Below are 26,200 nucleotides of genomic sequence, written 5' to 3'. Positions count from 1 at the left end.
AATAATAACTTAATTCTAGGCGCCTTTTAATAACAACTTGTGAAACTAAACAAAATTATTTGCTAAAAGAAAGCAACTCAGTAAAAGAACGGAAGGAGATATGACTGAAACTGAAGACAAACACAAAGTTGTTTGCTTACTTCAGGATAATGGAGTTGGAAAGGTTTGGTTTGAAGTTGTTGATTACATTAGATAAAAGGTGAGTGCGTTACTCACCTTCTTCAAACTTATCTTCAATGAGCAGACACACCGCATCCAGCGCTTGTTCTGCTTGGTCGCCAGCGGCATGAATCGTGACGTATTGACCTTGAGCCGACTCAAGCATAAGAAGTCCCATCACACTATCAGCTGTCGCGGTGATATCTTCTTCGTTATCAATGGTGATGACGGCTTCAAAACTTTGTGCCAGTTCCACTAGCTTTACTGCGGCACGCGCGTGAAGGCCGAGACGGTTTTGGATCAATACTTTGCGACTTAATTCCACCGTTACTCCTTAGCATTTTTTTCTAGTGAGGTATGACGAATCTGCACTTTGTGTCCCTTCTTCGCGAAGTACTCACCGATTTGCTGTGTCAGGTACACCGAGCGGTGTTTACCACCAGTACAACCTATGGCAACAGTGAGGTAGCTGCGATTATTCTTTTCTAACAGTGGGAGCCAATTCTCAATAAAGCTTTCAATTTGATGCTTTAGATCGAGGACAGATTGATGCTGTTCTAAAAACGCGGCGATCGGGGCATCTAAACCTGTATATGGGCGTAGTCCCGGTTCCCAGTGTGGGTTAGGTAAAAATCGCACATCAAAGACATAATCGGCATCGGAAGGCAGGCCATATTTGAACCCAAAAGATTCAAATACCATCACCAGCCCTTTACTTTCGCGCGCCACAACTCGCATGCGAACCGTCTCACTCAACTCATGCAGCGACTGTCCACTACTGTTAAGTACCAAATCCGCATGAGTTTTAAGTGGCCTCAAAATCTCTTTTTCTCGTTCAATAGCTTGATCAAGCGAGAGCGATTCATTGCCAAGTGACAGGGGATGGATACGACGGGTTTCACTGTAGCGTTTAAGCAGCGTTTCCTTATCGGCATCTAAGAAGAGCATGGTCACGTCTAACTCTTGTTTGAGTTTTTCCAGTGTCCCTGTGAATTCTTTGAGCTTTTTAGGAATGTTGCGGATGTCGATACTCACCGCAACGTTCTGTTTGCTATCGGCAACGGACTGAACAAATGCGTCAAGCAAATTGACTGGCAAGTTATCAACGCAGTAGTAACCTAAGTCTTCCAGTACACGCAGCGCAATACTCTTGCCCGCACCGGAATGCCCGCTTACAACGATTAGTCGCATGGTTAGTTGTCCTGCTTATTGGTGAATCATGATGTCGTAAAGTTCTTGATCACTTTGAGCATTGCGCAACAACTTGAGTACTTGCTTGTCGCTCAGACGCTCTGCCATAGAGGATAGAGTCTTGAGATGCTCTTTGCACTGTTCTTCTGGTACAAGGAGTGCAAAAAGTAAATCGACAGGACGATTATCGATCGCATCAAATTCAATCGCTTCATCACATTGGAGAAGCACAGCAACGGCTTTATCGCTTGATTGCATTCTTGCGTGCGGGATTGCAATACCGTTTCCGATACCAGTACTGCCCATTTTCTCTCTGTTGAGCATGCACTCGAACAGTTCGGTAGAATCTTGACCCGTATGATCGGCGACGATGCGGCTGATCATTTCAAGGGCTCGTTTTTTACTTGTACAGTGGACTGCACTTTTCGTGCAGTCCAATGACAGTATTTCGCTCAGTTGCATGATTAATGACTGTGTAGTTTTTCTTTGTGCTTGTTAAGTTGGCGAACCAGTTTATCTACCAGCGAATCTATCGCGGCATACATATTTTCGTCATCAGCTGACGCGTGGATTTCACCTTGATTTACGTGGAGCGTAGCTTCCGCGATTTGAGTTAATTTTTCAACTTTTAGTACAACGTGGACCTGATTTATATGGTCGAAGAATCTTTCGAGCTTCTGAAACTTAGTTTGAACATAGTCTTGCATTGAATCGGTAAGATCAACGTGATGGCCTTGAATATTGATTTGCATAGACTTTCCTTTTCAGTTAGTGCCTAAAGTAGGCGTTTACGCTGACTTGAAGGGGCGATACCCAAGGATTCTCGATATTTTGCTATCGTACGTCTCGCGACCTGAATCCCTTGGTCAGCCAGAAGAGCGGCAATCTTACTGTCACTAAGTGGTTTTGCAGTATTCTCTGCCGCGACCAGTTTCTTAATGAGTGCACGAATTGCCGTTGACGAACATTCTCCACCATTATCTGTACTAACATGGCTGGAGAAGAAGTACTTCAATTCAAAAATACCACGTGGCGTATGCATGAATTTTTGTGTTGTAACACGAGAAATCGTGGACTCATGCATATCGACCGCCAAGGCTACATCATTTAATACCATCGGCTTCATGGCTTCTTCACCATACTCGAAGAAATCTTGCTGATGTTCAACAATACATCTTGCAACTTTGAGTAGCGTCTCGTTTCTACTCTCTAAGCTCTTAATTAACCACTTTGCCTCTTGCAAATTGCTACGAATGTACTGGCTATCTGCACTATTGCCTTTTCCGAGCTGGGCGTACTGTTGATTTACTTTTAGTTTTGGAATGCTATCTGGGTTAATGGAGACCATCCATTTCCCATTATCTTTAAATACGGACACGTCAGGAATAACGTATTCGGTGTCATCTGGAGTGATGCGGCTCCCCGGGCGAGGGTCCAGCTGCTGAATGAGTTTGAGAACTTCACGCAGATCCGCTTCTTTTAGTTTGGTTTCTTTGATAACCAGTTTGTAATCGCGATTACCAAGATGATCAATGTGATCGGTCAGAATCATTCTGGCTTCTTCAAGCCACGGCGTATCTTCAGGGAAGGTCGCTAATTGAAGTAGCAGACACTCTTGTAGATTTCGCGATGCCACGCCAAGAGGATCGAACTGTTGAATGCGTTTACGTACCGCTTCTACTTCATCAAGTTCAATATCTTCGTTATCGAAGCTTTCATGAATCTCTTCTGGAGAGAGGGTTAAGTAGCCGTATTCGTCAACGGCATCAATGATCGCCATTGCGATGGTGCGGTCGGTTTCACTAAACGGGGTTAAATCCAACTGCCACATCAGGTAGTCGTACAGTGACTCAGTCGTTTCACCTTGATACACCGGCATATCGTCATCCAGAGCGAGCCCTGTACTGCCAGTGTTTGCACTGTAAACATCATCCCAAGTGGTGTCGATTTCAAGTTCTGAACTGATTTCAGATTTCTCAATTACATCGGAACTGTCTGGAACGTCAATTTCTGTAGGTTCGTTAGCGCTGGTGCTATTTTCAGATGCATCCAGCTCTGATTTATCTTCACCGTTAGCTAGAGGCTCATCTTGGCCATCTTCAACTTCCAATAATGGGTTTGAATCCAATGCTTCCTGAATTTCTTGTTGAAGGTCGAGGGTCGACAACTGCAATAAACGGATCGCTTGTTGCAGCTGAGGTGTCATGGCTAACTGCTGACCTAGCTTTAATTGTAATGAAGGTTTCATTCAGTGTTACTTACCTTGTAATGCTCAGAATCTTACCGTTCCTAATATAATCATAGACGGAATTGTTCACCGAGATAAACTTGTTTCACCTGTTCATTGTTGAGAACTTCATCCGGAGTTCCCGATGCAATTAGGTGTCCTTGACTTACGATATAGGCTTTTTCACATACGTCTAGTGTTTCGCGTACGTTATGGTCGGTGATAAGCACACCGAGGCCTCTGTCGCGCAGGTGTTCAATAATTTTTTTGATGTCACCAACTGAAATTGGGTCCACACCAGCAAAAGGTTCGTCCAATAAAATAAACTGAGGATTTGCCGCTAAAGCTCGTGCAATTTCAACCCTACGACGTTCACCACCCGATAGTGCCATGCCTGCGCTGGCTCGGATGTGCTGTATGTGGAATTCTTCCAACAAATCTTCCAGTTTATCCTGGCGTTCTTCTCTGGTCATTTCCTGACGAGTTTCCAGAACGGCCATAATGTTGTCTTCAACTGACAGCTTACGAAAAATAGATGCTTCCTGAGGAAGGTAGCCAATACCAAGACGCGAACGACTGTGCATTGGCAAGATGCTGATGTCTTGGTTATCGATGGTGATGACACCTTCATCACGAGGCACTAATCCGACAATCATGTAGAAGGATGTCGTTTTACCTGCACCGTTAGGACCCAGTAGACCAACAATCTGACCTGATTCCACTTCTAAGCTGACATCGGTAACCACCTTGCGTTTTTTGTAGCTTTTCGCCAGGTTTTTCGCACTCAGTACCGCCATATTATTTCTCTAGCTGATTAGGTTGCAAAATAGTCGTGACACGCTCGTTTTCAGAGCTGTCTGCCACCAGTTTTTGTTGACCGATTTGGTAACGGATGGTTGAGCCTTTTATGGTGTTACCGTCTTGGGCTAGCTGGGCGTGACCTTTCATGGTTAATTCGTCAGTCGATATACGATAATCCAGCTCGGTCGCCTGACCACTCAATGTTTTACCGTCGTCCATCAATTGTGAGAACGTCGCTGGCTGGCCAAATGCCTGAATTTGATTAATCGTTTCTGTTTTAGGATCGCGAGTGACTACGATCTTATCAGCATCGATATTGATGCTACCTTGCTTAAGAGATACATCACCACTGAAAATTACCTGGTTACTCTTCATGTCCACCTGTTGGGTGTCAGAGTTTATGTAAACCGGCTGTTGAGTATCCGACTTAAGTGCCAGCGCATGAGGCGCCGCCAAAACCAGTGCTAGTAGGCTAAGGTGTAACGGTTTCATATCGACCTTGAACGTTATCTGTCAGAGTCGCAGTATGCTGTTTCAAGTTTCCTTGCATTGCGCCTCCTGTAGTTTCAAATTGTGGTCCAACCAACATCACTTGTTGGTCAGCTTTAAAATCACGATTGGTTAGGTTAATCACCAGCTTATCCGTTGCCATGGTATCAAAGCTTGCCCCTTCTAATAGGTTCTGCATTAATACTTTGTCATATAAGGTCAGCGTTTGGTTTTCATCTAACACAGCTCTTGTAGCTGTCACCTTCCACTCAACGACACTACCTTCACGGTAAACCATTAATGTCGGGTTGTTAAATATAGTTTCTCCACTCTTAGCATAATAATCTAAGTTGGAGGAGCGAATGATGTAACTGCGAACACCATTTTCACCATAGGTGATATTTTCCAGTCCAGTACCACTGAACATGGGCAGTTCCGAATCTGGTGCGACTTGAATCGTATCTGTGCTTTTTGGTGTCACTATATAATAAGCACACCATGCAATAACGAATATCAAGAGCAAATAAATAAGGCGAGTAAAACTCATAAATTAGAGGCCTATCTTCTAGCTCAGTACGTCCCTGACTATTGCCTTAATCTGTGTAATAAGTGGTTGTGATGAGTTTACATCACACCCGCTTTTAGTAAATCATGCATATTAAGTGCACCGACCACTTTACCGTTATTACATAAAATCAGCGCATTGATATTTTTGCTTTGCATAAGGTTGAGACCTTCAACTGCAAGCATGTCCGGATGCGCAGTTGTTGGGCTTTGTGTCATCACCTCGCCAATGGCGGTTGTATGAATATCAATACGCTTATCTAAAGTTCTGCGTAAGTCGCCATCAGTGAATATACCAAGCATAGCATCGTGCTCATCGACAATGGCGGTCATCCCCAGTCCTTTTTCAGAAATCTCCAGAAGTGCGTCGCGAATCAGTGAATCAGGAGAGACTTTCGGCAGCGCATTTCCAAAATGCATAATATCAGACAACTTAAGCAGCAGTTTTCTTCCTAGTGCGCCACCAGGGTGTGACAGTGCAAAGTCTTCAGCGGAGAATCCACGAGCCTGAAGCAGCGCAACCGCCAAGGCATCGCCCATGACTAACGTTGCTGTCGTACTGCTGGTTGGTGCCAAACCAAGAGGGCAGGCTTCTTGTGGTACCGTGATCTGCAAGTGCAAATCTGAAAGTTGCGCCATGTTCGATTCTGGCTTGCCCGTCATGCTGATGATCTTGATGTTCAAGCGTTTCAATACCGGGAACAGAGACAGGATCTCATGAGATTCACCAGAGTTTGAAATGGCAATCACAATGTCTCCGGCGCTGATCATACCTAAGTCACCATGCGAAGCTTCACCCGGATGAACAAAAAACGCCGAAGTCCCTGTACTTGCAAGCGTCGCCGCAATTTTATTTCCAATGTGGCCTGATTTGCCCATGCCCATGATGACCACTTTTCCGCTATTGGAAAGTATCATTTCGCAAGCTTGTTCAAATTGGTCATCAAAGTATTTATCCAGCTCTTGCAGAGCGGCAACTTCAATATCAAGAACTTGCTTTGCAGCAGCGCGAAAATCAAATTGACGGGACATATCAGAGCTCCAATTTATGTCTACGAAAAGATAAGGTGGTTAAGCGGTCATGTTCGCGAACAGGTAAACTTGGTAGCCAATGAAGCAAACAAAAAGAACGGCACCTTCCACACGGTTAATGCTGCGAGATCTTCCCAAACACATGGCAACTAGCAATAGCGAAACGCCCAGCATGACCCAGAAGTCACGACCCATTGCGTACTCACTTAGCATGGATGGATTGATGATGCCAGGGATGCCCATTACCGCGAGAATATTGAATACATTCGAGCCAATGATGTTACCCACTGCCATGTCGTCTTCACCTTTGAGTACCCCAGCAAGAGAAGCGGCAAGTTCTGGCAGACTGGTACCAATAGCGATAATGGTTAAGCCGATCACGAGATCGCTCATACCAAAATGCTTAGCAATGATAACCGCGTTATCCACCAAAATGTTCGCTGACACAGGCAGTAATACTAAACCAAGTACTACCCAGATTGCGGCTTTTGAGTTGCTTACACCTTCAGGGATTTCCGATTCCTGATCATCGAGGAATGCGTCCCCCGATTTTTGCTCTTTGCGGCTGATCTGCAACATCACAAATAAAAATGCACCAAACAGCACAAACAGAAGGGCACCTTCGTAAAAGCCGAGGTGGTTATTCCAAAGAATTACACCGGCAAGTAATGTGACTGCTATCATCAAAGGTAGTTCACGACGAATAACTCCAGAACTGATCGAAAGGGGCTTAATCAGCGCCGTGATCCCCAGAATTAATGCAATATTCGCAATGTTAGAACCCAGAACGTTACCAACGGCGGTGTCGGTCTTTCCATCCAGGGCTGCGGTAGCAGAAACCATCATTTCAGGGGCTGAGGAGCCCATAGCCAGGATTGTCATACCAATCACAAGAGGTGAAATGCCAACGTTGCGGGCTATGGCTGCAGAACCAAAAACAAGTTTATCTGCACTCCAGACAAGTAAAACAAGACCGACGATAAGCAACGCTACGGCTTCGAGCATGATAATTCCTAACTATTAAATGAGAGTGATGAGTAACCGCTAATTTTGACCTTTTGCAGCGGAAAATGGAAGATAAACAACGAATAAATTAAAGGTTAGTAACGAAATTGTGTTTAATTTTCTCTCATCTAATCACTACTGTTAAAGCAATGATTCTGCATTAAGATTTAAATATTAAGCCATGACTCTGTCATCGTTCATCAAGAATTGATTGAATTTGACCGACTTTATTTAATCGAACAGTGCTTTTAATTCGTAGCTAATGTGCTTATGATTGCAGCCTAATAAATGAACCGAAGCCGTTTTTCGCTTTCTAACCACCACTCTTGTGTACGAAGGTTGTCAACCATACACCTTAACGTTGTTGGAGCACGATGGTTACAAATTAAAAACATTCGGACGTGAGTTGGCTTGATGATACAGCGAGTTCCAACGCTCCGATAGTAGAAGGGATGATATGTCGAACAACGATTTAGTCACCGTTAACAATCTCACTTTTTCACGCGGAAATCGCACGATCTTTGATGGTATCGATCTGCACGTTCCTGAAGGTAAAGTGACCGCAATTATGGGGCCATCGGGAATCGGTAAGACCACGCTGTTACGCTTGATCGGCGGTCAGTTGTATCCCGAACAAGGCGAGATCTGGTTTGATGGCGATAACATTCCAACCCTGTCACGCAAAAAACTTTATCATGCTCGTAAAAAGATGAGCATGTTGTTCCAGTCTGGCGCTTTGTTCACAGATTTGAATGTATTTGATAATGTGGCTTTTCCTCTCCGTGAACACACCAATCTTTCAGAAGAGTTGATTCGTACAATGGTACTGCTCAAGCTCGAAGCGGTTGGTTTACGAGGCGCGGCTCAGTTAATGCCAAGCGAACTCTCTGGTGGTATGGCGCGTCGCGCTGCACTGGCCAGAGCGATAGCGCTCGATCCTGATTTGATCATGTATGACGAGCCATTTGTTGGACAAGACCCTATCACTATGGGCGTGTTGGTCGAACTGATCAGCAATTTGAACCAAGCTTTGGGTTTGACCTCTATCGTCGTTTCTCACGATGTGCCAGAAGTCATGAGTATTGCCGATTGGGTTTACTTACTTGCCAACGGTAAAATCATCGCTTTTGGTACTCCAGATGATCTAAGAAAGAATCCTGATCCGCGTGTGCAGCAGTTCTTACAGGGCGATGCAGATGGTCCTGTGCCGTTTAGCTACCCTTCTCAAAGTATCGAAAAGGATTTATTTGATGGTCGATAGCTTTATTCAATTTGTTGCCTCATTAGGTCGACGCACATTATCCATCTGTGAAGCTTTTGGCCGTGCAACGTTAATGTTGTTGGGGGCGTTGTTATCAAAGCCTCAACCGACGAAGGGCTTTCCTTTACTCATCAAACAGCTTTACTCCGTAGGTGTTCAGTCTCTGGCGATTATTGTCGTATCGGGCTTGTTTATCGGTATGGTATTGAGTTTGCAAGGTTATGTTGTACTGGTGGATTACGGCGCAGAAGGCAGCCTTGGCCAAATGGTTGCGCTTTCTTTGCTGCGTGAACTCGGTCCTGTTGTTACTGCTCTGCTGTTTGCCGGGCGTGCTGGTTCTGCCTTAACCGCAGAAATCGGTTTGATGAAAGCGACGGAACAGCTTTCCAGCTTGGAAATGATGGCGGTGGATCCGTTGAAGCGAGTGATTGCACCACGCTTTTGGGCTGGCGCTATCTCGATGCCATTGCTAGCAATGATCTTCATGGCGGTCGGTATCTGGGGAGCTCAGCTTGTCGGCGTTGACTGGAAAGGGGTCGACCACGGCAGTTTTTGGGCGGCGATGCAATCTTCTGTCGAACTGGGGCAGGACATTGGCAACAGTATGATCAAATGCTTTGCGTTTGCGATTACTGTTACTTGGATCGCACTGTTTAATGGCTACGATGCGATTCCGACTTCGGAAGGGATCAGCCGAGCAACTACACGCACTGTTGTGCATTCTTCTTTAGCAGTACTGGGGCTAGACTTTGTACTGACAGCATTGATGTTTGGGAATTAATCATGCAACAAACACGTAAAACAGAATTATGGGTTGGCAGCTTTGTATTAGCGGGAATTTGCGCGATTCTTGTGATGATTTTTCAAGTTGCTGACGTAAAAAGTATGGGCTCTGGTGATACTTACACCCTCAAAGCCGAGTTTGATAATATTGGTAGTTTGAAAGTCCGCTCACCAGTCAAGGTAGGTGGCGTTGTAATTGGTCGAGTGAGTGATATTACTCTCAACCCAGACAACCTGTTGCCAGAAGTCAGTTTATCGATCAATAGCCAATACAATCAGTTCCCTGAAACATCGAGTGTTCAGATTCTGACATCGGGACTGATCGGTGAGCAATACATTGGCTTAGTACCTGGCTTCGTTTTTGATGACGAAGTGATGTTGGTTGACGGCGATACCATCGAAGACACGAAATCTGCTTTAGTACTTGAAGACTTAATTGGTCAGGTGCTTTACAGCGTGGGTGGCTCAGACGATTCAAGTAAGGAATAACTATGTTGAAGAGATTACTACTTTCAGTTGTCGCGGTTTTCGCAGCTTTTAACTTGAATGCGGCAGAAGTTGATAAAACACAGCCTTATCAAATGATGAAGCAAGTGTCAGAAGTTACGTTTGACCGCTTAAAAGCGGAGCAGCCAAAAATTAAACAAGATCCCAACCATCTTAAAGTGGTTGTGGAAGAAGAGTTGATGCCTTACGTCAACTACCGTTACGCCGCATTAAAATTGTTAGGCCCAAACCTCAAAGGGACTAAACGTGAAGATGTGCTCGAGTTTATTGATGCGTTTCATGGCTACCTGATTGCGTCTTACGCGCAAGTGCTGACTCAGTACAGCGATCAGAAAATTGAGTTTGGCCCGGAGCCAAAACTTGATCCATCTGATCGAATTACGAGTGTTAAAGTCGATATCATTGATGCTCCGCGTCCTAACATCAAGTTAGAATTTAAACTGCGCAAAGATAACAAAACCAGTGAATGGGAAGCGTTCGATATGATTGCTGAAGGCATAAGCCTGTTATCAAGCAAGCAGTCGGAGTGGAACTCGAAAATTCGCCAGGATGGTATTTTGGCAGTAGCGAAGGATCTTGAGAAATTGGCGGCGGAACCGATTCGCTTTGAGGCGAAAAAGTAATGGCGCAGTCTCACGCTCAGTGGAACTTAACCACGAATAACCTGAAGCTCTCTGGAGCGCTGGACAGAGATTCAGTGCCTTCATTGTGGGCTCATGCTCTGCAATGGAAGCCTTCCCAAGCGGAGATCGAGTGTTCGCTAGAAGATGTGGTGCGAGTCGACTCTGCGGGAATGGTGATGCTAATTCACTTAATAGAGCATGCAAAAAAGCAAAACTGTCATATAATGCTCAGTTTCGTGCCCGCGCAACTGCGCACTCTGTTTCAACTAAGTAACGTTGAATCGTTAGTGGACAAACACATACAGAATTATCAGGGGTAAATTGTGGACAGCGCAAAAGTACAACAGTTATTAGAAGAAGCACTAAACCTTCAAGAAGTGCATGTGAAAGGTGAAGGTAGCCACTATGAAGTGGTTGCTGTTGATGCTTGCTTTGAGGGAATGAGCCGCGTCAAGAAACAACAATTAATTTATGGTCCTCTGATGGATTACATCCAGCGTAATGACATTCATGCATTATCAATTAAAGCGTTCACACCAGAAGAGTGGGCTCGTGATAAGAAACTGATGTCGCTTTAAGGTTTATTGATGGAAAAGTTTCGAGTTATTGGGTCAGACAAACCGTTAGTCGGTGAAGTGACCATTTCAGGTGCAAAAAACGCAGCACTGCCGATTTTATTTGCGTCTATTTTGGCTGAAGAGCCAGTAGAAGTGGCTAACGTACCACACCTTCGTGATATTGATACAACAATGGAACTACTTAAGCGTTTAGGCGCTAAAGTAGACCGTAACGGTTCGGTTCACGTCGATCCAAGCAGCATCAATGAATACTGTGCACCTTACGACTTGGTGAAAACCATGCGTGCTTCAATCTGGGCTTTAGGTCCTCTAGTTGCGCGTTTTGGCCAAGGTCAGGTTTCTTTACCAGGTGGTTGTGCGATCGGTGCTCGTCCGGTTGATCTACACATTACTGGTCTAGAACAATTAGGCGCAACCATCACTTTAGAAGATGGTTACGTAAAAGCAGAAGTCGATGGTCGCCTGAAGGGCGCGCATATCGTGATGGATAAAGTGAGCGTAGGCGCCACTATTACTATTATGTGTGCGGCGACACTTGCTGAAGGCAAAACCACACTAGACAACGCTGCTCGTGAACCTGAGATTGTGGACACGGCGGAGTTCCTAAACAAACTGGGTGCAAAAATCACTGGTGCTGGTACAGATACCATCACGATTGAAGGTGTTGAGCGTCTTGGCGGTTGTAAGCACAGTGTTGTTGCTGACCGTATTGAAACGGGAACATTCCTAGTTGCTGCAGCGGTATCTGGCGGTAAAGTTGTATGTCGCAATACCAACGCACATTTGCTTGAAGCGGTACTCTCGAAACTTGAAGAAGCGGGTGCTTTGGTAGAAACCGGTGAAGACTGGATTTCTGTTGATATGACAGATCGTGAGCTAAAAGCCGTGACTGTCCGTACTGCTCCACACCCGGGTTTCCCAACCGATATGCAAGCGCAATTCACGCTATTGAACATGATGGCGAAAGGCGGCGGCGTAATCACGGAAACCATTTTTGAAAACCGTTTTATGCACGTTCCTGAACTTATGCGCATGGGCGCTAAAGCTGAGATCGAAGGCAACACGGTTATCTGTGGTGACGTTGAATCTTTGAGCGCAGCACAAGTAATGGCAACAGATTTACGTGCTTCTGCAAGTCTGGTTATTGCAGGTTGTATTGCGAAAGGCGAAACCATCGTCGATCGTATCTACCACATCGACCGTGGTTACGACAAAATTGAAAATAAACTGGCTGCACTTGGCGCAAATATTGAGCGCGTGAGCGTGACAAGTTAAACTGCACAGCAGATGATTTGGATATGAAGAGCCGAAACTCAGGTTTCGGCTTTTTTATATCACTCTCTTTTCCATAGTAAGAGAAATTAATAGCTGTATCTGTTAGAAGTCGGTTTCTGGAGAATAAGAATGATTGCACTGTTACGTGTGTTTGCTATCGCAATTTTCGCTATTGTGATGTTTATTGGTGGTTGTGGTTACTGCCTGTTAAGTCCACGAAACCCTAAACACGTATTCACCTTTGGCCGTCTGTTTGCCAAGATGTCGCGTGTTTTTGGGGTTAAACTTGAACTTCGTCTTCCTGATGATGCTTACTCGCGTGGTCAGCACATTTACATTGCAAACCACCAAAACAACTGGGACATGTTTACGGTTTCTGCGGCGGTAACACCAAAAGTGGTCACGGTGGGTAAAAAGAGCCTGGCGTGGATGCCACTGTTTGGCCAGCTTTACTGGTTGACGGGTAATATTCTGATTGACCGTGCGAACCGCTCAAAAGCGAAAGGCACGATTGATCAAGTGGTTAAGAGCATGAAAGAGAGTGATGTGTCGGTTTGGATGTTCCCAGAAGGTACGCGTTCTCGTGGTCGTGGTTTACTGCCATTTAAGACAGGTGCATTTCACGCGGCAATTGGTGCGGGCGTGCCAATTATCCCTATCGTTTGTAGTTCAACTGATAAGCTCAAGCTGAACCGCTGGAATAACGGTCATGTCATTGTGGAAATGATGCCACCAGTTAGCACAGAAGGTTGTACCAAAGAAGGGATTCGTGAGTTAGCGAACACTTGTCGTGAGCAGATGAAAGAGAAGCTGCAAGAGTTGGATGAAGAAGTTAAACAGCGTAACGCCGCTTAATCTTCCAAATACAAGCATATAAAAATGGGTAGCTCAGGCTACCCATTTTTAATTCAAATGAACTAACGCGTTTACTTATTTTCGAACCGCGATAGCTTCGATTTCGATACCAACATCTTTAGGCAGGCGAGCAACTTCAACACAAGAGCGAGCAGGGTAGTTTGCTACTTGGTGCTCGTCGAAGAATTTGCCGTACACTTCGTTAACTGTGCCGAAGTCGTTTAGGTCTTTAACGAAAACCGTCATTTTCACGATATCCGTCACTTTAAGGCCAGAAGCTTCTACAACAGCTTTTACGTTGTCTAGAGACTGACGCGCTTGTTCTGCGATATCCGCAGATACTTCACCTGTTGCAGGGTTAACAGGGATTTGGCCAGAAGTAAGAACCATGTTGCCAAGATCTACGCCTTGTACGTAAGGGCCGATTGCTGCTGGTGCTGATTCCGTGTGAAGTACTTTTGTCATTTTATTTGTTCCATCTGTTTTAGCGAATAAAGAGTGTCAGTGTGCCTCTAAATCTATGGTAGGTAAAGAGCAAAATGCCCCGTAAATACAGGGCATTTGAACTTATTAGAGGTCTGAAATGTTTACTGAATTATCGCTCAGTAACGATCTCTCTTGAGAACACTTTTTCACAGTATTTACACTTCAGGCGAATCTCTTCTTTCTTCTCAAATACCTTGAAGCTGCTCTCTACTGGCTCGTTGTGAGAAATACAGTTTGTATTTGGACATTCAAATACGTCGTTGATTCTTTCCGGAAGCTCTAGCGCCAGCTTTTTCACTACTTCGTAGTTTTCGATTTGGTTCACGGTTGCGTGTGGTGCATACAGTGCCAACTTACTCGCCTGCTCTTCGTTGATGAAGACATTTTCAATTTTCAGCAGGTCTTTATGGCCTAGCGCTGACGATGGCAAATTAAGGCCGATGGTCACTCGCTGAGACGAGTTATGCATATCGAACAACTTCAGTACTTTGATGCCGATTTGTGCTGGAATGTGGTCGATTACGGTACCGTTTTTGATTGCTTCTACCTGCAATTGAGTTTCTTTAGCCATGTCTTTTCTCCTCGATTACAGTGTTTCGTTAAGAACTAGCGCCAACAAAGCCTGGCGGGCGTATACGCCGTTTTGAGCCTGCTGGAAGTAGTAAGCGTGCGGTGTTTTATCAACATCCGTTGTGATTTCATCTACACGTGGTAGAGGGTGCAGTACTTTAAGGTTCTCGCGCGCACCTTCTAACATTGCGGCTGTCAGGATGTAAGCGGATTTGATGTGTGCGTATTCTGACTCATCAAAACGCTCTTTCTGTACGCGGGTCATGTACAGGATATCAAGCTCAGGAATGACGGTTTCCATGTCAGTGAGCAGGGTGTATTCAATACCCGCTTCATCCAGTTCTTCACAAAGGTAGTCAGGCATTGCCAGTGCTTCAGGAGCGATAAAGAAGAAGCGGATGTTATTGAACTTCGCCAGAGCCTGAGTCAGTGAGTGAACGGTGCGACCGTATTTTAAGTCACCAACGAATGCCACATTAAGGTTATCTAAGCGGCCTTGCGTTTCAGCGATGGTGTAAAGGTCTAGCAGAGTTTGAGTTGGATGCTGGTTTGCACCGTCACCTGCGTTAATCACTGGTACGCCGTTTGAAAACTCAGACGCCAGACGTGCAGCACCTTCCTGAGGGTGACGCATCACGAAAGCGTCTACATACGAAGATATGACTTGTACGGAATCAGAAAGGGTTTCGCCTTTCTTCGCCAAAGAAGTATTTCCATCGTTATCAAAACCAATGACGTCGCCGCCCACACGTTGAATTGCCGTCTCAAACGACAGACGTGTGCGTGTTGATGGCTCAAAGAAACAGCTCGCAACGACTTTATTTTTAATCAGTTCTGGTTGAGGTTCCTTTTTCAGGCTACCTGCGGTTGCGACAATAAGTTCCAGCTCTTCACGTGAAAGCTCTGGAATAGAGATGATGTGCTTCTGGTAAAGCGAGTTCGCCATGATCTTCTTCCCTATAACAGTGATGACTATCTCCAAAATTAACCTTGAGGAATTTTGGACATAAAAAAACCTCCCAAATAGGGAGGTTTAAAAATCGATAGAATTAACGAAAATAACACCACGCAAGCGTAGTCGCTTAGTTAGAGCAAATCGCGTTGTTACGGCAGCAATCAGCGTGGTCATTTCTTAATCCTCAGACAAATTGCCGAGCATTATACGCCTAACTTTTACTAGTGCAAGCGATTACATCATGGTTTTTGTTACTAAAATCCGTTAACTTCCCAGCGTTGCCACCATCACGGCTTTGATCGTGTGCATACGGTTTTCTGCTTCATCGAAGACGATAGAATATTCTGACTCAAACACGTCTTCCGTCACTTCCAAACCTTTCATGCCGTATTTCTCAGCCACTTCTTTACCGACGGTGGTTTCATCATTGTGGAAAGCGGGTAGACAGTGCATAAACTTCACATGTGGATTGCCGGTCTGTTTAATCACATCCATATTGATTTGGTAAGGCTTCATTAGGGCAACACGTTCATCCCAAGCTTCTGCAGATTCACCCATCGATACCCAAACATCGGTATACAAGAAGTCACAGCCCTTAACGCCTTCTTCAACGCTTTCGGTCAGAGTGATCTTGGCACCTGTTTGCTGCGCGATTTCCTGACATGTGGCAACAAGCTCCTCTTCCGGCCAGAACGCTTTTGGCGCAATAAGACGAATATCCATGCCCATTTTAGCTGCGCCGACCATCAGTGAGTTGCCCATGTTATTGCGAGCATCACCTAGGTAGGCAAAGGTGATGTCATGCAGTTTCTTCCCACGTCCATGCTCTTGCATCGTTAGGAAGTCAGCGAGGATTTGCGTCGGATGGAATTCATCGGTTAGGCCATTCCAGACTGGAACGCCTGCGTAAGCACCGAGATCTTCCACGATCGCCTGACCAAAACCACGGTATTCGATACCATCATACATACGGCCCAATACACGCGCGGTATCTTTCATCGATTCTTTGTGGCCGATTTGTGAGCCAGAAGGACCAATATATGAGACCTGAGCACCCTGATCAAAGGCCGCAACTTCGAACGCACATCGGGTTCGAGTAGAAGATTTCTCAAAGATGAGTGCAATGTTTTTACCTTGGAGTTTCTTCTGCTCTGTTCCTGCATATTTCGCTTTTTTTAGCTCTGCAGACAGTTCGAGCAAGAACTGGATTTCTTTGGTTGAGAAATCCAACAGCTTCAAAAAGTTGCGATTTCGTAAATTGAAAGCCATAGCTCGTCCCTTTGTACGTGTGATTGATTTTGAATCACTGCATTAAAACATATAAATGCTTTTATTGTGAATAATTATTTTAATTAAAAACTAAAAAAGGTTGATGTATTCACATCAACCTTAGTTTTTATTCACTGATTCGGAAAGAGATTAAATATCGTCTCGTTCAATCGGACAGCTCATACAGCGAGCACCACCACGGCCACGACCTAACTCGTTACCTGGTACCGTCAATACTTGAATGCCGGCTTTATCGTACTTCTCGTTGGTGTAGACGTTACGTTCGTAACCAATCACCACACCTGGTTTCACGGTCAGTACGTTGTTGGCATCATTCCACTGTTCACGCTCTGCTTCGTAGCTGTCACCACCGGTTGTAATGATTTTCAGCTGATCTAAGCCAAGTGCTGATTCAATCGCATGCAGGTAGTTGTGCGATGCTTCAACATTCATTTCACCGTCAGTGCCTTTCGGAGTCAGACGCCATGTATCCAGATCTTTACGCATGATCTCTGGGTAAACAGAGAAGGTATCGACATCCATGTGTGTCATGACCGTATCCAGGTGCATACATGAACGGTGTTTAGGAAGATCAATCGCAATGACTTCTGTTGCCTGACCCGCTTTAAACAGGTTAGCTGCCAGGTTTTCTACACCTTGCGCTGTGGTACGTTCAGACATACCTACCAGAACTGCGCCTTTACCGATAACCAGAACATCACCGCCTTCAACGTTAGCGTTATCGTAGTGTAAGTCTTCATCGCCAAAGTATTTAATGAAGTCTTGACCTGCAAAGATTGGGTGCCAGCGGTAAATTGCACGCAAATGGTTTGTTTCGCGTTGACGTGCAGGCATCATCATTGGGTTCAGAGAAACACCGCCGTATACCCAGCAAGATGTATCGCGGGTAAATAGATGGTTTGGCAATGGTTCAATAACAAAGTCTAGAGGGCGACGCATCTTCGGTAGCATAGAAGATGATTTGATAGGAAGCTCAGAGTAGGCCAAACCACCTAGCAATACTGAAGCAAGGTGTTCATTGTCCATCTCTGTAAAATACGCGCGAAGATCACGGGCAAAGGTCGGGCCGTATCGGAAATCAGAGATCTGAGTATCCAATAGCCACTTTTTCGCTTCTGGAACCGCGAGGGTTTCGACTAGTAAATCGTGAAGTAGAAGTACTTCTACATCTTGGTCGCGTAAAGTACGAGCGAAAGCATCATGCTCTTCGCCTGCTGCTTCTACCGCAAGAACATCATCAAACAATAACTCATGACAGTTAGATGGCGTTAAGTGGGTTAGGGCGCGCTCAGGGCGATTTAAAAGAACTCGTCTTAATTGACCAACTTCTGATCCAACGTACAGCTTACTCATTTTGTGTCCTTACAGATTTACCAGCCGCTATTTATGACAACCTTATGGATAAGATGCAAGTTAGTTAACTTTGATAATATTTTGTTAATCGTTTTAATTTTAAATTAAAAATCCAGATTTGTTGATATTGGATACTATTGGTGGTTTTTTGTGTTGTTTTTATGCTTTGGCGTGAAGTGCGTTTTTATTCTTTTGGTCTGACTTGAGCATATTACATGCTTAGTGCATAAAATGTGCATATATATTCTAAAATATGCATTTTGGGGTTCTCTTTATTCGCTGAGTAGAGAATGCAAGGCGTCTCGGTATTCAATATAGGACCATAAACACGCATTGAGAGCTGGTTTGTGCCCTATTTATGCGAATTAGGATCTTCTGAATATTACAAAACAGCATTTCTTGTTAACTTTTTGTGACCTTGTGAGAGGGGTTTAATATTTATCAAGGAATAATTGACAACAATCACTGTGGTTTGGCGTTTGTTAGTGGCTTTTCGTCGCAATCCGTGCCATATTTCACCGGATCGTTTCCACCAAGTAACTAATCTGGAGCCAAAACATGTCTCACGAAGATGAATATCTATCAGTAGAAGAATTAATTGAGATTCAAAAGGAAGAGACTCGCGATATCATTGCAGCATTACTAGAAGATGGCAGCGATCCAGATTCGCTATACGAAATTGAGCACCACCTATTTGCAGAAGATTTCGATACGCTAGAAAAAGCGGTTGTTGAAGCATTTAAGATGGGCTTTGAAGTACTTGAAGCAGAAGAGACAGAAGACGAAGACGGCAACAAACTACTTTGCTGTGATGCGACGATGGAATCTGCACTCGATGCAGAAGCAATTGATGCTCAAGTTGAGAAGCTGGTTCATCTCGCTGAAAAGTACGACATTATTTATGACGGTTGGGGTACCTACTATGAGGGCGAAGACGCTCTATACTCTGACGAAGATGATGAAGACGAAGAATAGTCTCTCCTTGATTGAAAAAACCAGCTATTTAGCTGGTTTTTTTATGTCTAACAATTGATAACGATAAGGTATGAAACTAATTCACATTGAGCTTGTGTGGTTTTTTTACCATAATGCGTAAAAAATTGATCTAGCTCAAGGTGTATATGCAACAGTCACTCGCCGGTTTATGGCAAGTCTCTCCACTTACGGACCTATCTATCCCTCAGGATGACATCACTTTCCCTGCTCCATTAAGTCAGGTACTTCCCGATGAATTGTCAGAAGAAGCAATCTGCCAGCAAGAATGGCACTTAATGCATGATATTGAAGTGGATGAGTCCATGATGGCATTCCCTGCGGTAGAAATGGTATTAGGTGGCGTCGACTACCATGCCGAAGTACGGTTGAACGGCGTGGCACTGTTTGACTGCGATGGTACCCAGAATGTGTACAAGAAAGACATTCGTCCGTTCATGCAGATGGGACGTAACCGCTTTGAGATTTTATTCTTAGAGGAAGAAGAAGACTTACTGTTTGAGGAAGATCGGCCGGAACTGTGCGCTCTTACTGATCAAGAGTATAAGAAAAGCGACGATCGAATCGGTGTATGGCGGGAGCCTTACCTACAATTTATTCGCAACGTTCGTTTAGAACGCGTTGCCACTGAGCAGATCTGGCACCATGGTGGTGGTTGTGAGTTTAAGGTTGATCTTTATTATCAGACGTTCGCACCGGGGTTGGTTTCTGCATCGGTCAAATTCAACGGCATGACTTACCACATACCAATTGATGTGCGTGCTGAGCATGCTAGCGCTCTGTTTCAGATCGAAGCGCCAAAATACGCTGATCTCAACAACCCAAATCCAAGCGATCTCTACCAATTGTCAGTAGAGCTAGATGGGCAACGCCAAGATTTTTCAGTGGCATTAAGCCAGGATCTTTGTGTTACCCACTTAGTACTCTAAAATTGGGTGTGCTTAAATTCCTACAGCGATTTGAGCATCACGACTTCACACGCATCATGCCCTGTTTGTCCAAGCGGGGCATCTAAATGCTCAAATCCCAACTTCTCATATAAACCAATGGCTTCTTTTAAGCACTCGGTGGTTTCCAAATAACACTTCTGATAACCAAGTTGCTTTGCTAATTGCAGACTCAGAGCCACAATACGTTTGGCCAGCCCGTGCCCACGAGTTTGTGGTAAGAAGTACATCTTTTGTAGCTCGCACACGTTAGGTTCTCCTGCCAGTGGCGCAAAACCTCCACCACCAACGATCACACCATTGTGCTCAATCACCCAATACGCTGCGCCTTGTTGGTTGTAGACAGAATACATGTCATCCAGCGTTGGGTCTGCCACGCCATAGCCTTTGTCAGCGGTTAGACCATACTCTGCTGAAACCTGGCGAATGACGCTTGCTATGTTTGGGTTATCTTCTGGTGTGAGAGAGCGGAGAGTGAAGTGTGCTATTTGTTCCATGCTTTGCCTACAAAAATGAGCCCTTAAGGGCTCAATATATTGTGGTTAGGCATGTCGATGCAAACCAAAGTGAGATGAAGGTGTTTGGTTTGCAGATTTACGTAACCAAACTTTCTCGTGGAAATAGTACGCCACTGTGTTTATAGATGGCTCTAGCATTGCCATGACACCACCAATGAATGCATCACCCGTTAACAAGTAAACCACCGTAAACGCTACGCTAAAGTGTACGGTTGCGAAACTCGCGGTTTTTAGCTTGGTCATAAATTGACGAGCTTTTAAAGCGGGAACACTTGTCCAAGCTTTTTCATGAAAGTAGAAAGCGACCGTGTTTACTGATGGCTCGATCATGGCAATTAAACTACCAATCAAGATGTCGCCAGTAAGTACGTAAGCGACACTAAATGCGATAGTAAAATGTAATGCAGCGAAAGTTAGTGTCTTTTTCATGATAATTACTGATCGTGTTTGTTTCGATGAGTTTATTATCGATAATAATTCTCATTGTCGCCAATGGGTGGTGAGTATTAATTCAATAGGGGAAAGCTATCAATGCGTACGTTGCGAAGGGAAGATACAAAAAAGGTTGGCCTTGATGACCAACCTTTTTGATTCAAGCATAGAAGCGTTTGGCTTCTGTTTTTGCTTTAGCGATTAAAGAGCTGCAATTGTGGTTTTTTGCTCTTCTAGCTTAGCCAGTGTTTCTTTGTAGCCTTCAAGCTTCTCACGCTCTTTAGCAACAACCGCTTCAGGTGCTTTCGCTACGAAGCCTTCGTTACCAAGTTTGCCTTCAATACGCTTGATCTCGCCGTGCGTTTTCTTGATTTCGCCATCAAGACGCGCAAGTTCTGCGTCTTTGTCGATAAGACCCGCCATTGGGATCATCAGCTCAGACTTACCAACCAATGCTGTTGCACACGCTGGTGTTTCTTCGCCAGCTTCAAGAACGCGTACCGCTTCTAGCTTCGCCAGAGACATCAGTACTTGCTTGTTCGCTTCTAGACGAGTCGCATCTTCTTTGCTTGCTGCTTTTAGCATTACATCAAGTGGTTTACCTGGGTTGATGTCGTACTCAGCACGTAGGTTACGGATGCTAGTGATGAACGCTTTAACCCACTCGATGTCGTCTAGCGCTTCTTGATGGAAATTCGCTTCGTCGAATTGAGGTAGAGCTTGAAGCATGATTGTTTCACCTTCAACACCATCTACTAGTGGCTTGATGCTTTGCCAGATAGTCTCTGTGATGTAAGGAATCACTGGGTGAGCCAAACGTAGCGTTTTCTCAAGAACCGTGATTAGCGTACGACGAGTACCACGTTGCTGCGCTTCAGTGCCTTTCCATAGAACAGGTTTCGTTAGCTCTAGGTACCAGTCACAGAATTGGTTCCAGATGAATTCGTAAAGCGTGTTCGACGCCATATCCAGACGGAAGTTGTCGATATGGTTGTTGAACGCTTTCGCTGCTAGTTCAAACTGAGACTCGATCCACTTGTCCGCTAGTGAGTATTCAATGTCACCACCGTTGAAGCCACAATCTTGCTCTTCTGTGTTCATCATTACGTAACGGCTAGCGTTCCATAGTTTGTTACAGAAGTTACGGTAACCTTCAAGACGCTTCATATCCCAGTTGATATCGCGGCCTGTTGATGCCATTGCTGCAAGTGTGAAACGCAGTGCGTCTGTACCGTATGCTTCGATACCGTTTTCAAACGTCTTACGAGTGTTCTTCTCGATCTTCTTCGCTAGCTGAGGCTGCATCATGTTGCCAGTGCGCTTCTCGACCAGAGACTCTAGGTCGATACCATCAATCATGTCGATTGGGTCAAGTACGTTACCTTTCGACTTAGACATCTTGTCGCCGTTTTCGTCACGGATTAGACCGGTAACGTAAACGGTTTTGAATGGTACTTGTGGCTTGCCGTCTTCGTCTTTCACGAAGTGCATGGTCATCATGATCATGCGCGCAACCCAGAAGAAGATGATGTCGAAACCAGTGACTAGTACGTCTGAAGGGTGGAATACTTTCAGATCGTCAGTTTGCTCTGGCCAACCTTGAGTACCGAATGTCCATAAAGCAGAAGAGAACCAGGTATCCAGTACGTCTTCGTCTTGGTGCAGCTCAATGACTGACTCTAGGTTGTTGTTGTTACGAACTTCTTCTTCAGTGCGACCTACATAAACGTTGCCTTGGTTGTCGTACCAAGCCGGGATACGGTGACCCCACCATAGCTGACGAGAGATACACCAGTCTTGAACGTCACGCATCCAAGAGAAGTACATGTTTTCGTATTGCTTAGGCACGAACTGGATGTCGCCGTTTTCAACTGCTTCAACCGCTGTTTTCGCTAGAGGCGCAGTACGTACGTACCATTGGTCAGTTAGCATTGGTTCGATAACCACGCCACCACGGTCGCCGTAAGGAACTTGTAGATCGTGATCTTTCACTTCTTCAAGTAGGCCAAGCTCGTCGAACTCAGCAACGACAGCTTTACGCGCAGCAAAACGCTCCATGCCATGGTATTTAGCTGGAAGCTCAGTGCTGTATGCCTCGCTTGCTTCGCCGTTGGTGTTGAATACTTCAGCCGCGTCACGGATGTTGGCGTCAAAAGTCAAAATGTTGATCATTGGTAGCTGGTGGCGCTTACCAACTTCGTAGTCATTGAAGTCGTGCGCAGGTGTGATTTTCACACAACCAGTGCCTTTTTCCATATCCGCGTGCTCGTCACCTACGATAGGGATGCGACGGTCAACGATAGGAAGAATGATTTCTTTACCGATAAGATCTTTGTAACGTGGATCTTCTGGGTTTACAGCAACACCGGTATCACCAAGTACGGTTTCTGGACGAGTGGTTGCAACGACGATGTAATCTTTACCGTCTGCCGTTTTTACGCCATCCGCTAGTGGGTAGCGGAAATGCCACATGTTGCCTTTAGTGTCTTTGTTTTCTACTTCTAGATCTGAGATTGCTGTGTGTAGCTTTGGATCCCAGTTAACCAGACGCTTACCACGGTAGATTAGGTCATCTTCGTACAGACGAACAAAAACTTCCTGTACCGCATTTGACAGGCCATCATCCATCGTAAAGCGTTCACGATCCCAGTCTACTGACGCGCCAAGACGACGTAGCTGTTTAGTGATGGTGCCACCAGATTCACCTTTCCATTCCCAGATTTTGTCAATGAAAGCTTCACGACCGTAATCGTTTTTGGTTTTGCCTTCTTCTGCCGCGATCTTGCGCTCAACAACCATCTGAGTTGCGATACCAGCGTGGTCAGTACCTACTTGCCAAAGGGTGTTTTTACCCTTCATACGTTCACAACGGATAAGCGTATCCATGATCGTATCTTGGAACGCGTGGCCCATGTGTAGGCTACCAGTGACGTTCGGTGGCGGGATCATGATGCTGTATGATTCTTTAGTAGTGTCACCGTGTGGCTTAAAGTAGCCTTTCTCTTCCCAAGTCTGATACAGAGCTTGTTCGATTGAAGTTGGGTTATATGTTTTTTCCATAGCGCTCATTTTTCCTCGTCATATTTGGGCGGATTGTGGCTTTAACTGCCTTAATCGAAGCTCAACTATTTAGAGGTTTGATTCTGGTTAATGGTAAATCTTAGTCAATCTCTATAAGTGAACTCTCTAAAGAGAGAGCTTAACTATAAGGATTGACCCTTAAGGATATTGAATTTCTATCGTCTGCAGTTGGTAGCCTGCTTGTCGGTAAATTTTATATCTTTCTCTTGCGAGCTGTTTAGCTTTTTCTTCGCAGGGCACGAAGTCTACCACTTGAGCAAACTTGTTCGCAAAGGTTGTCTCATTTTCCGCCAAATTAATTACTAATTGGCGATTCCAAGACGGTTTTACACCATGATGCCCAATTTCAATGTTGGTGGCGTATTTAGGGCCTTCACCTACGAGATTATGTGCCATGAACTTGTCTGCATCAATTTGCCAGAAAGCTTCAGCGAGCTGCTCGGCATGCATTTTGTCGTTGCAGTTCAGATATACTTTAGCGCCTTGGCGGGCAAAGTGCTGAGCCAAAAATACGACATACTCTTCAAAGCCAGTGAGCTGCGCTTGTGGGCTGTCTTCTTTGATGATGTAGAAAGTTGCGGTTTGCATCATTCTCTCGCTTAGTTCTGATCTCACCTTACGACTCTTGTTATAGAGAATATGGTGACAATAAAAAAGGGCCTTGCGGCCCTTTTCGATTTAGTTCAGAAATTATTCTTCTGTCTCTTGGCCGCTGCGGTTCAAAAGGAATTGGACTAGCATTGAGACAGGACGGCCTGTTGAGCCTTTCGCTGCGCCTGATTTCCAAGCAGTACCTGCGATGTCCAAGTGTGCCCAGTTGTACTTTTTAGCAAACTTTGACAAGAAACAACCAGCAGTGATAGTACCAGCAGGACGACCACCGATGTTTTGCATGTCAGCAAACGGGCTCTTCAGCTGCTCGTGGTACTCGTCTGCCATAGGTAGACGCCATGCACGGTCACTTGCTTGCTCAGAAGCGTTTACCAGCTCATGTGCAAGTGGGTTGTGGTTTGAAAGTACGCCACTGATATGGTGACCAAGTGCGATAACACAAGCACCTGTTAGCGTAGCAACGTCTACCACACAATCTGGTTCGAAACGCTCTACATAAGTTAGTGCGTCACAAAGAACCAAACGGCCTTCCGCGTCAGTATTAAGTACTTCAACGGTTTGACCAGACATCGTTGTTAAAATATCACCTGGACGGTAAGCGTTGCTACCCGGCATGTTTTCACAGCCAGCCAGAACACCAATCACGTTAATAGGCAGGTTTAGTTTCGCTAACGCTTTCATTGTACCGAATACAGATGCCGCACCACACATGTCGTACTTCATCTCATCCATACCTTCACCAGGTTTCAGTGAGATACCGCCTGAATCGAACGTTAGGCCTTTACCAACCAGTACAATCGGTTTTGCATCTGAGTCAGGGTTACCCTTGTACTCGATGATTGACATCATAGATTCGTTTTTCGAACCACGACCTACCGCTAGGTATGATGTCATGCCCAGTTTTTCCATCTCTTGCTCACCAATGATTTTGGTGGTCACGGTTTCGTAATCGTCTGCTAGACGACGAGCTTGTGACGCAAGGTATGCTGGGTTTGCTACGTTTGGTGGCATGTTGCCAAGGTCTTTTGACGCTTTTACGCCAGACGCGATAGCAAGACCATGAGTGATCGCTTTTTCACCCAGGCTCAATTCACGACGAGTTGGTACGTTGAAAACAAGCTTACGCAGTGGGCGGCGAGTTTCTGGCTTAACGCTCTTGAACTGGTTAAATGTGTACAGACCATCTTTAGTCGCTTCAACTGCCTGACGAACTTTCCAGTAAGTGTCGCGGCCTTTAACGTGCAGCTCAGTCAGAAAACATACGGCTTCCATTGAGCCAGTTTCGTTAAGTGTACTGATCGTCTTTTGAATGATTTCCTTGTACTGGCGCTCGCCTAGCTCACGTTCTTTACCACAACCGACAAGTAAAACGCGTTCTGACAACACTCCTGGTACTTGATGCAGTAGTAGCATCTGGCCAGGTTTACCCTCTAGATCACCACGGCGAAGTAATGAACTGATGTAACCGTCACTGATTTTATCAAGTTGTTCGGCTACTGGAGAAAGGCGACGTGGTTCAAACACACCAACAACGATACATGCGCTACGTTGTTTCTCTGGACTGCCACTTTTTACACTGAACTCCATGCGTACTCCTACATCCTGAAGACAAA

Annotated in this window: 29 protein-coding genes and 1 pseudogene; 10 read left to right on the top strand and 20 right to left on the bottom strand. The window is 45.1% G+C overall.

What is annotated here, in order from left to right; translation table 11 throughout:
• Positions 1-208: 208 nt before the first annotated feature.
• The 10 genes from DBX26_RS13310 to DBX26_RS13265 form a co-directional block, all read right to left on the bottom strand.
• On the bottom strand, positions 209-484 hold the full coding sequence (locus DBX26_RS13310) for an HPr family phosphocarrier protein (RefSeq protein WP_014233083.1): 276 nt from the start codon (positions 482-484) through the stop codon (positions 209-211).
• Between the two features lie 2 nt (positions 485-486).
• On the bottom strand, positions 487-1,350 hold the full coding sequence (gene rapZ / locus DBX26_RS13305; protein WP_014233082.1) for an RNase adapter RapZ: 864 nt from the start codon (positions 1,348-1,350) through the stop codon (positions 487-489).
• A gap of 15 nt (positions 1,351-1,365) precedes the next feature.
• Entirely contained in the window at positions 1,366-1,812 is a 447-nt protein-coding gene (ptsN, locus tag DBX26_RS13300; RefSeq protein WP_014233081.1) for a PTS IIA-like nitrogen regulatory protein PtsN, read from the bottom strand.
• 2 nt (positions 1,813-1,814) lie between these two features.
• Positions 1,815-2,102, bottom strand: a complete 288-nt coding sequence (hpf, locus tag DBX26_RS13295; RefSeq protein ID WP_014233080.1) for a ribosome hibernation promoting factor — start codon at positions 2,100-2,102, stop codon at positions 1,815-1,817.
• A 23-nt stretch (positions 2,103-2,125) separates the two neighbouring features.
• On the bottom strand, positions 2,126-3,598 hold the full coding sequence (locus DBX26_RS13290; protein ID WP_020334488.1) for an RNA polymerase factor sigma-54: 1,473 nt from the start codon (positions 3,596-3,598) through the stop codon (positions 2,126-2,128).
• Positions 3,599-3,648: 50 nt separating this feature from the next.
• Positions 3,649-4,374, bottom strand: a complete 726-nt coding sequence (gene lptB / locus DBX26_RS13285) for an LPS export ABC transporter ATP-binding protein (protein ID WP_014233078.1) — start codon at positions 4,372-4,374, stop codon at positions 3,649-3,651.
• A 1-nt stretch (position 4,375) separates the two neighbouring features.
• Positions 4,376-4,870: a lipopolysaccharide transport periplasmic protein LptA gene (gene lptA / locus DBX26_RS13280; RefSeq protein ID WP_014233077.1), complete on the bottom strand. Its 495-nt coding sequence runs from the start codon at positions 4,868-4,870 to the stop codon at positions 4,376-4,378.
• The gene (gene lptC / locus DBX26_RS13275) at positions 4,851-5,414 is read right to left on the bottom strand and encodes an LPS export ABC transporter periplasmic protein LptC (protein ID WP_014233076.1); all 564 of its coding nucleotides are present in this window, start codon (positions 5,412-5,414) and stop codon (positions 4,851-4,853) included. The genes lptA and lptC overlap by 20 nt, the downstream gene beginning before the upstream one ends.
• A 77-nt stretch (positions 5,415-5,491) precedes the next feature.
• Positions 5,492-6,463 carry an arabinose-5-phosphate isomerase KdsD gene (gene kdsD, locus DBX26_RS13270; protein ID WP_014233075.1) on the bottom strand — a complete coding sequence of 324 codons (972 nt, stop codon included), beginning with the start codon at positions 6,461-6,463 and terminating at the stop codon, positions 5,492-5,494.
• A 39-nt stretch (positions 6,464-6,502) separates the two neighbouring features.
• Positions 6,503-7,468, bottom strand: coding sequence for a calcium/sodium antiporter (locus tag DBX26_RS13265; RefSeq protein ID WP_014233074.1), 966 nt, complete (start codon positions 7,466-7,468; stop codon positions 6,503-6,505).
• Positions 7,469-7,925: 457 nt separating this feature from the next.
• Here DBX26_RS13265 and mlaF point away from each other — a divergent pair, with 457 nt between their 5' ends.
• From mlaF to DBX26_RS13225, 8 genes are all read left to right on the top strand, one after another.
• Positions 7,926-8,729 (top strand): phospholipid ABC transporter ATP-binding protein MlaF, encoded by an 804-nt coding sequence (gene mlaF, locus DBX26_RS13260; RefSeq protein WP_014233073.1) that lies wholly within the window; start codon positions 7,926-7,928, stop codon positions 8,727-8,729.
• On the top strand, positions 8,719-9,510 hold the full coding sequence (gene mlaE / locus DBX26_RS13255; protein WP_014233072.1) for a lipid asymmetry maintenance ABC transporter permease subunit MlaE: 792 nt from the start codon (positions 8,719-8,721) through the stop codon (positions 9,508-9,510). The genes mlaF and mlaE overlap by 11 nt, the downstream gene beginning before the upstream one ends.
• A gap of 2 nt (positions 9,511-9,512) precedes the next feature.
• On the top strand, positions 9,513-10,001 hold the full coding sequence (gene mlaD, locus DBX26_RS13250) for an outer membrane lipid asymmetry maintenance protein MlaD (RefSeq protein WP_014233071.1): 489 nt from the start codon (positions 9,513-9,515) through the stop codon (positions 9,999-10,001).
• A 2-nt stretch (positions 10,002-10,003) separates the two neighbouring features.
• Complete coding sequence (locus tag DBX26_RS13245; protein WP_020334486.1) at positions 10,004-10,642, top strand: phospholipid-binding protein MlaC; 639 nt, start codon at positions 10,004-10,006, stop codon at positions 10,640-10,642.
• Complete coding sequence (locus DBX26_RS13240; RefSeq protein ID WP_065302910.1) at positions 10,642-10,962, top strand: lipid asymmetry maintenance protein MlaB; 321 nt, start codon at positions 10,642-10,644, stop codon at positions 10,960-10,962. Before DBX26_RS13245 ends, DBX26_RS13240 begins: the two co-directional genes overlap by 1 nt.
• Positions 10,963-10,965: 3 nt before the next feature.
• Positions 10,966-11,220: a BolA family iron metabolism protein IbaG gene (gene ibaG / locus DBX26_RS13235; protein WP_014233068.1), complete on the top strand. Its 255-nt coding sequence runs from the start codon at positions 10,966-10,968 to the stop codon at positions 11,218-11,220.
• Positions 11,221-11,229: 9 nt separating this feature from the next.
• Positions 11,230-12,495, top strand: a complete 1,266-nt coding sequence (murA, locus tag DBX26_RS13230; RefSeq protein WP_014233067.1) for a UDP-N-acetylglucosamine 1-carboxyvinyltransferase — start codon at positions 11,230-11,232, stop codon at positions 12,493-12,495.
• Positions 12,496-12,624: 129 nt separating this feature from the next.
• Positions 12,625-13,350 (top strand): 1-acylglycerol-3-phosphate O-acyltransferase, encoded by a 726-nt coding sequence (locus tag DBX26_RS13225; protein WP_065297409.1) that lies wholly within the window; start codon positions 12,625-12,627, stop codon positions 13,348-13,350.
• Positions 13,351-13,425: 75 nt separating this feature from the next.
• Here the strand turns inward: DBX26_RS13225 and DBX26_RS13220 are convergent, their stop codons facing one another.
• The 5 genes from DBX26_RS13220 to arcA all read right to left on the bottom strand — a co-directional run bounded on the left by DBX26_RS13220 (position 13,426) and on the right by arcA (position 18,004).
• Positions 13,426-13,815 carry a RidA family protein gene (locus tag DBX26_RS13220; protein ID WP_014233065.1) on the bottom strand — a complete coding sequence of 130 codons (390 nt, stop codon included), beginning with the start codon at positions 13,813-13,815 and terminating at the stop codon, positions 13,426-13,428.
• A 130-nt stretch (positions 13,816-13,945) separates the two neighbouring features.
• Positions 13,946-14,407 carry an aspartate carbamoyltransferase regulatory subunit gene (pyrI, locus tag DBX26_RS13215; RefSeq protein WP_014233064.1) on the bottom strand — a complete coding sequence of 154 codons (462 nt, stop codon included), beginning with the start codon at positions 14,405-14,407 and terminating at the stop codon, positions 13,946-13,948.
• A gap of 15 nt (positions 14,408-14,422) precedes the next feature.
• Complete coding sequence (pyrB, locus tag DBX26_RS13210; RefSeq protein WP_014233063.1) at positions 14,423-15,352, bottom strand: aspartate carbamoyltransferase; 930 nt, start codon at positions 15,350-15,352, stop codon at positions 14,423-14,425.
• A gap of 273 nt (positions 15,353-15,625) precedes the next feature.
• Complete coding sequence (locus DBX26_RS13200) at positions 15,626-16,630, bottom strand: ornithine carbamoyltransferase (RefSeq protein ID WP_020334483.1); 1,005 nt, start codon at positions 16,628-16,630, stop codon at positions 15,626-15,628.
• 150 nt (positions 16,631-16,780) lie between these two features.
• A complete protein-coding gene (gene arcA, locus DBX26_RS13195) occupies positions 16,781-18,004 on the bottom strand; it encodes an arginine deiminase (protein ID WP_014233061.1) in 1,224 nt (407 codons plus the stop codon).
• A gap of 558 nt (positions 18,005-18,562) precedes the next feature.
• Between arcA and rraB the strand changes: the two genes are divergently transcribed.
• Together rraB and DBX26_RS13185 are read left to right on the top strand one after the other, a co-directional pair.
• Complete coding sequence (gene rraB / locus DBX26_RS13190; RefSeq protein WP_014233060.1) at positions 18,563-18,979, top strand: ribonuclease E inhibitor RraB; 417 nt, start codon at positions 18,563-18,565, stop codon at positions 18,977-18,979.
• A gap of 146 nt (positions 18,980-19,125) precedes the next feature.
• Positions 19,126-19,926: a hypothetical protein gene (locus DBX26_RS13185; protein ID WP_118119447.1), complete on the top strand. Its 801-nt coding sequence runs from the start codon at positions 19,126-19,128 to the stop codon at positions 19,924-19,926.
• 20 nt (positions 19,927-19,946) lie between these two features.
• Here DBX26_RS13185 and DBX26_RS13180 read toward each other — a convergent pair.
• The 5 genes and pseudogenes from DBX26_RS13180 to pepA all read right to left on the bottom strand — a co-directional run.
• A pseudogene (locus tag DBX26_RS13180) lies at positions 19,947-20,423 on the bottom strand (GNAT family N-acetyltransferase); the annotation flags it as partial.
• Between the two features lie 63 nt (positions 20,424-20,486).
• Positions 20,487-20,891, bottom strand: coding sequence for a DUF2061 domain-containing protein (locus DBX26_RS13175; protein ID WP_065297407.1), 405 nt, complete (start codon positions 20,889-20,891; stop codon positions 20,487-20,489).
• 204 nt (positions 20,892-21,095) lie between these two features.
• Positions 21,096-23,954 (bottom strand): valine--tRNA ligase, encoded by a 2,859-nt coding sequence (locus DBX26_RS13165; RefSeq protein WP_118119446.1) that lies wholly within the window; start codon positions 23,952-23,954, stop codon positions 21,096-21,098.
• A 159-nt stretch (positions 23,955-24,113) separates the two neighbouring features.
• Positions 24,114-24,563, bottom strand: coding sequence for a DNA polymerase III subunit chi (locus tag DBX26_RS13160; RefSeq protein WP_014233055.1), 450 nt, complete (start codon positions 24,561-24,563; stop codon positions 24,114-24,116).
• Positions 24,564-24,665: 102 nt separating this feature from the next.
• Positions 24,666-26,174 (bottom strand): leucyl aminopeptidase, encoded by a 1,509-nt coding sequence (gene pepA, locus DBX26_RS13155; RefSeq protein ID WP_020334476.1) that lies wholly within the window; start codon positions 26,172-26,174, stop codon positions 24,666-24,668.
• Positions 26,175-26,200: the final 26 nt, after the last annotated feature.

The organism is Vibrio sp. dhg, assembly GCF_003443775.1.
GTDB classification, from domain to species: domain Bacteria; phylum Pseudomonadota; class Gammaproteobacteria; order Enterobacterales; family Vibrionaceae; genus Vibrio; species Vibrio natriegens.
Note: the sequence above shows the minus strand (reverse complement) of the source record. Positions and strands in the feature narration are given on the sequence as shown.

What these genes read in the sequence shown, in the direction of transcription:
- murA (WP_014233067.1), top strand. Translation starts at nt 11,230, where the DNA reads ATGGAAAAGTTTCGAGTTATTGGGTCAGACAAACCGTTAGTCGGTGAA.
- mlaD (WP_014233071.1), top strand. Translation starts at nt 9,513, where the DNA reads ATGCAACAAACACGTAAAACAGAATTATGGGTTGGCAGCTTTGTATTA.
- rraB (WP_014233060.1), top strand. Translation starts at nt 18,563, where the DNA reads ATGTCTCACGAAGATGAATATCTATCAGTAGAAGAATTAATTGAGATT.
- lptA (WP_014233077.1), bottom strand. Translation starts at nt 4,870, where the DNA reads ATGAAACCGTTACACCTTAGCCTACTAGCACTGGTTTTGGCGGCGCCT.
- DBX26_RS13240 (WP_065302910.1), top strand. Translation starts at nt 10,642, where the DNA reads ATGGCGCAGTCTCACGCTCAGTGGAACTTAACCACGAATAACCTGAAG.
- DBX26_RS13165 (WP_118119446.1), bottom strand. Translation starts at nt 23,954, where the DNA reads ATGGAAAAAACATATAACCCAACTTCAATCGAACAAGCTCTGTATCAG.
- mlaF (WP_014233073.1), top strand. Translation starts at nt 7,926, where the DNA reads ATGTCGAACAACGATTTAGTCACCGTTAACAATCTCACTTTTTCACGC.
- mlaE (WP_014233072.1), top strand. Translation starts at nt 8,719, where the DNA reads ATGGTCGATAGCTTTATTCAATTTGTTGCCTCATTAGGTCGACGCACA.
- kdsD (WP_014233075.1), bottom strand. Translation starts at nt 6,463, where the DNA reads ATGTCCCGTCAATTTGATTTTCGCGCTGCTGCAAAGCAAGTTCTTGAT.
- DBX26_RS13200 (WP_020334483.1), bottom strand. Translation starts at nt 16,630, where the DNA reads ATGGCTTTCAATTTACGAAATCGCAACTTTTTGAAGCTGTTGGATTTC.
- rapZ (WP_014233082.1), bottom strand. Translation starts at nt 1,350, where the DNA reads ATGCGACTAATCGTTGTAAGCGGGCATTCCGGTGCGGGCAAGAGTATT.
- hpf (WP_014233080.1), bottom strand. Translation starts at nt 2,102, where the DNA reads ATGCAAATCAATATTCAAGGCCATCACGTTGATCTTACCGATTCAATG.
- lptB (WP_014233078.1), bottom strand. Translation starts at nt 4,374, where the DNA reads ATGGCGGTACTGAGTGCGAAAAACCTGGCGAAAAGCTACAAAAAACGC.
- DBX26_RS13245 (WP_020334486.1), top strand. Translation starts at nt 10,004, where the DNA reads ATGTTGAAGAGATTACTACTTTCAGTTGTCGCGGTTTTCGCAGCTTTT.
- ptsN (WP_014233081.1), bottom strand. Translation starts at nt 1,812, where the DNA reads ATGCAACTGAGCGAAATACTGTCATTGGACTGCACGAAAAGTGCAGTC.
- pepA (WP_020334476.1), bottom strand. Translation starts at nt 26,174, where the DNA reads ATGGAGTTCAGTGTAAAAAGTGGCAGTCCAGAGAAACAACGTAGCGCA.
- DBX26_RS13220 (WP_014233065.1), bottom strand. Translation starts at nt 13,815, where the DNA reads ATGACAAAAGTACTTCACACGGAATCAGCACCAGCAGCAATCGGCCCT.
- DBX26_RS13225 (WP_065297409.1), top strand. Translation starts at nt 12,625, where the DNA reads ATGATTGCACTGTTACGTGTGTTTGCTATCGCAATTTTCGCTATTGTG.
- arcA (WP_014233061.1), bottom strand. Translation starts at nt 18,004, where the DNA reads ATGAGTAAGCTGTACGTTGGATCAGAAGTTGGTCAATTAAGACGAGTT.
- DBX26_RS13265 (WP_014233074.1), bottom strand. Translation starts at nt 7,468, where the DNA reads ATGCTCGAAGCCGTAGCGTTGCTTATCGTCGGTCTTGTTTTACTTGTC.
- DBX26_RS13160 (WP_014233055.1), bottom strand. Translation starts at nt 24,563, where the DNA reads ATGCAAACCGCAACTTTCTACATCATCAAAGAAGACAGCCCACAAGCG.
- DBX26_RS13185 (WP_118119447.1), top strand. Translation starts at nt 19,126, where the DNA reads ATGCAACAGTCACTCGCCGGTTTATGGCAAGTCTCTCCACTTACGGAC.
- pyrI (WP_014233064.1), bottom strand. Translation starts at nt 14,407, where the DNA reads ATGGCTAAAGAAACTCAATTGCAGGTAGAAGCAATCAAAAACGGTACC.
- DBX26_RS13175 (WP_065297407.1), bottom strand. Translation starts at nt 20,891, where the DNA reads ATGAAAAAGACACTAACTTTCGCTGCATTACATTTTACTATCGCATTT.
- pyrB (WP_014233063.1), bottom strand. Translation starts at nt 15,352, where the DNA reads ATGGCGAACTCGCTTTACCAGAAGCACATCATCTCTATTCCAGAGCTT.
- DBX26_RS13290 (WP_020334488.1), bottom strand. Translation starts at nt 3,598, where the DNA reads ATGAAACCTTCATTACAATTAAAGCTAGGTCAGCAGTTAGCCATGACA.
- lptC (WP_014233076.1), bottom strand. Translation starts at nt 5,414, where the DNA reads ATGAGTTTTACTCGCCTTATTTATTTGCTCTTGATATTCGTTATTGCA.